The organism is Synechococcus sp. R3-13, assembly GCF_047462195.1.
Taxonomy (GTDB): Bacteria; Cyanobacteriota; Cyanobacteriia; order Thermostichales; family Thermostichaceae; genus Thermostichus.
The window spans coordinates 1-3,215 of the sequence record NZ_JANSIO010000399.1; the positions used below are offsets into that span (position 1 = coordinate 1).

Annotated in this window: 3 protein-coding genes; all 3 read left to right on the forward strand. The window is 62.3% G+C overall.

Going from position 1 to position 3,215, the window contains the following annotated elements:
* On the forward strand, nucleotides 1–662 hold a 662-nt coding region (locus tag NW856_RS11775; protein WP_414400430.1), incomplete at its 5' end, for a CIA30 family protein.
* On the forward strand, nucleotides 655–2,382 hold the full coding sequence (locus tag NW856_RS11780) for an ArnT family glycosyltransferase (RefSeq protein ID WP_414400431.1): 1,728 nt from the start codon (nucleotides 655–657) through the stop codon (nucleotides 2,380–2,382). The genes NW856_RS11775 and NW856_RS11780, both read left to right, overlap by 8 nt.
* A 7-nt stretch (nucleotides 2,383–2,389) precedes the next feature.
* Complete coding sequence (gene radC / locus NW856_RS11785) at nucleotides 2,390–3,121, forward strand: RadC family protein (RefSeq protein WP_414400432.1); 732 nt, start codon at nucleotides 2,390–2,392, stop codon at nucleotides 3,119–3,121.
* Nucleotides 3,122–3,215: the final 94 nt, after the last annotated feature.

Below are 3,215 nucleotides of genomic sequence, written 5' to 3' on the forward strand. Positions count from 1 at the left end.
GGGTGAGCCAAAGCCAGTTGCAGTGGGGGGAGGGGCAGCTTCTGTTTACAGGGCAAGTTTCCACAGCCAACTTTGGGGGGTTTGTTTCCACGCGCACCCGCAATTGGCAGCCGCCGCTGGACTTGTCGGGGTTTGCCGGTCTGGAGCTGCGCCTGCGAGGGGATGGGCAGCGGTATAAGGTCTTACTGCGGGATCAAGGCGGCTGGGACAGCCCCGCCTACGGCTATGCGTTCGACACTGCGCCGGGAGAAGAGCAGACCGTTCAGATCCCCTTTGCGGAGATGGTTGCCACGTTCCGCGCCCGCCTTGTGCCTTCGGCTCCTGCGCTCAATACTCGCCAGATCTGCTCTCTGCAGGTGATGTTGAGCAAGTTTGAGGCGGATGGCCGCTTGAACCCCCGTTTCCGACCGGGGCCTTTTCAACTGGGCTTGCGCTGGATTGGGCTGTATCGTCGGGAGCCTCTGCCGCAATTGATCGGGGTGGCGCGGGGATCCCTTGCCCCGGAGTGGATAGCTGCCCTGCAGGGTAGCTCCAGCCGTTGGTGTGGGGTGGAAATTCCGGCGGAGATGGAGGGATCCGCTCTGGCAGCCCAGTTGCTCCGCCTCCTGCGCTCGCCTCAGAGCGTGGGCCGGGTGGTGTCTTCAGAAGCTTTCCATGCCTAGCTTTCTGGGCCGCCTCAAGGGATCCCTGGGGATGGGGCTTTTGGCCGGCCTGTGGCTGTGGGTAGGTCAGGGGATCCCCTATCTGTTCGACTGGGATGAGCTGATCTACGCCAGCTTGGCGCGGCAGATGCTGGCCAGCGGGGATCCGCTCTCGTTGGCGATCAACGGGGAGCCCTTTTTTGAAAAGCCGCCCCTGTTTTTTTGGCTGCAGGCCCTGTCCATGGCTGTTTTGGGGATGAACGAATGGGCGGCGCGGTTGCCCAATGCCTGGGTGGGCGGGATCACAGTGGCGCTATTGGTGGGGTGGGGATCCCATCTGCGTGGGGTGGGGTTTGGCTGCCTGTGGGGGATCCTACTGCTGACGGGCTACCTGCCCTTGTTTTTTTACAAAACCGGCCTCATCGACCCGCTGTTGAATCTGGGGATGGGGGTGGGTCTGGGATCCCTGTTGGCCGCGGATCAGGCGCGTCGGGTGGGGTGCTCCGGTCGGGTTTGGAAGGCGGTGGGGGCGCTGGCTCTGGGCTTGGCGGTGTTGGCCAAAGGGCCAGTGGGGTTGGTGTTGCCGCTGCTCATCTGGGTTGGCTACAAGGTCTGGCACCGGGATCCCCAGACCGGCTGGGGAGACACTCTGGCTTTTCTGGGCTTGGCGGCGGCTGTTCCCCTCACTTGGCTGGCGTTGGAGGGGGTGCAACGGGGGCCGCAATGGGTGGAAGAGTTTGGGCGCTACCAATGGCGCATCCTCACCACCTCGGATGGGCATCCCGGCCCGGTTTATTTTCATCTGTTGGCCTTTGCCCTGGGGTGCTTTCCCTGGGGCGCTCTGGCCTTGGCCGGGATCCTGCAGACGATCCCCAGGAGTATGGGCTCGGTGGATTTGACTCGGCGGGCAGAATCTCTGCTGTTGGTGGCTTTTGGGGTGGTGCTGGCCCTGTTTTCGCTGCTGGTGCAAACCAAGCTGGTTCACTACACCTCGCTGCTGTACCCCATTGGGGCCTACTTTGCTGCCCTGCGCTTGCAGCGCCTGGTTGCTGAGAAAAGAGGGCCCAGTTTTTGGGAAAGTGCCTGGATCCTGCTCAGTGGCTTGTTTTGGCTGGCCCTGTGGCTGTTGCTGCCCTGGCTGGGATCCCAGGACCCCGCTGGGCTACTCCAAGCATGGGTCTTTGCCGGCATCCCTGACGACTTTTCCAGCAGCTTGGTGCTGGGATACCTGCAGGCTGAGGTGGAGTGGCCGGTGTTGACCTACGTCCCCGCCGCGATCCTGCTGCTGGGAATTCTCCTTTGGAGTCGAGGACGGCGGCGGGCTTGGGGCTGGACAGTTTTGCTCTTGGCCACGGGACTGAGCGCCCAACTGGCCTGGTGCTGGGTCTTCCCCCGCCTGCTGCAACACACCCAGGGAGGAGCCGTCCACTTTTTCCGGCAGTTTGCCACTTCCGAAAACAACGCCCAGCCGGCTCTCTCTGGAACGGCGGGCCTGTACGGCTTTCGCTCTTTTGTACCCTATTTTTATGGCCCGCTGCAGGTTCCCTACGCCGCCAGCCCAGAAGAGCTGGCCGACTGGCAAGCCCAGGGGCAGGCGCCCGACTACCTGGTTACCTGGGATCCCTTTGTAGCTGAACTTACAGCTCCCGAGGGCGAACAGGCAGCCATTCTGGGATCTTGGCGGGTCGTCGAGCGCCGCAGTCCCTTTTGGCTGTTGAAAAAAACCTCTTCTCCTCCCTAGGCCCCAGATGAGCCAGTACGTGCTGCGCATCAGCGATATTCCTGCCCAAGATCGTCCCCGCGAGCGGCTGCTCAGCCAAGGGGCAAGGCACCTCTCCCACGCCGAGCTGCTGGCCATTCTGCTCAACACCGGACAGGGGCCGGGCAAACTCTCAGCAGTCGGCCTCGCCCAGTTGCTCCTGAAAAAATTGGAAGCCCAAGGGGATCCCTTGGCCCAGTTGCGCCAGGTGGAAGCCGGAGAGCTGATCCAGATCGAAGGCATTGGCCCGGCCAAGGCAGCAACGGTGTTGGCCGCCATCGAGCTGGGGCGACGGGTGTTTTTGGGTCGCCCGCCAGAACGCACGGTGATCGAGTCGCCGGAACAGGCAGCCATGGCCCTGAGCGGCGACCTGATGTGGGAGACCCAGGAGCATTTTGCCGTTTTGCACCTAGATATCAAGCACCGCCTCATTGGCCAGCAGATCGTAACCCGGGGGACAGCCACCGAAACCCTCACCCATCCGCGGGAAACCTTCCGCAGCGCCATCAAGCAAGGAGCCAGCCGCATCCTGGTGGCCCACAACCACCCTTCCGGCAGCTTGGATCCCAGCCCAGAAGACCTTGCCCTCACCCGGCAACTCTTGCAAGCGGGGCAACTGCTACAGATCCCGGTTTTGGACCACCTCATCTTGGGCGGCGGACAGTTCCTCAGCTTGCGCCAACGCACCACCCTTTGGCAGGAGTTTCCCCAGCCGGAGTAAGCCTCACCCTCTCCCAGAGGGAGAGGGGAGTAATGCAACGGAAATGTTTCATTCATTACTGTGGTTGTGTTGATCTTTCATTTGAGCCAAAAGA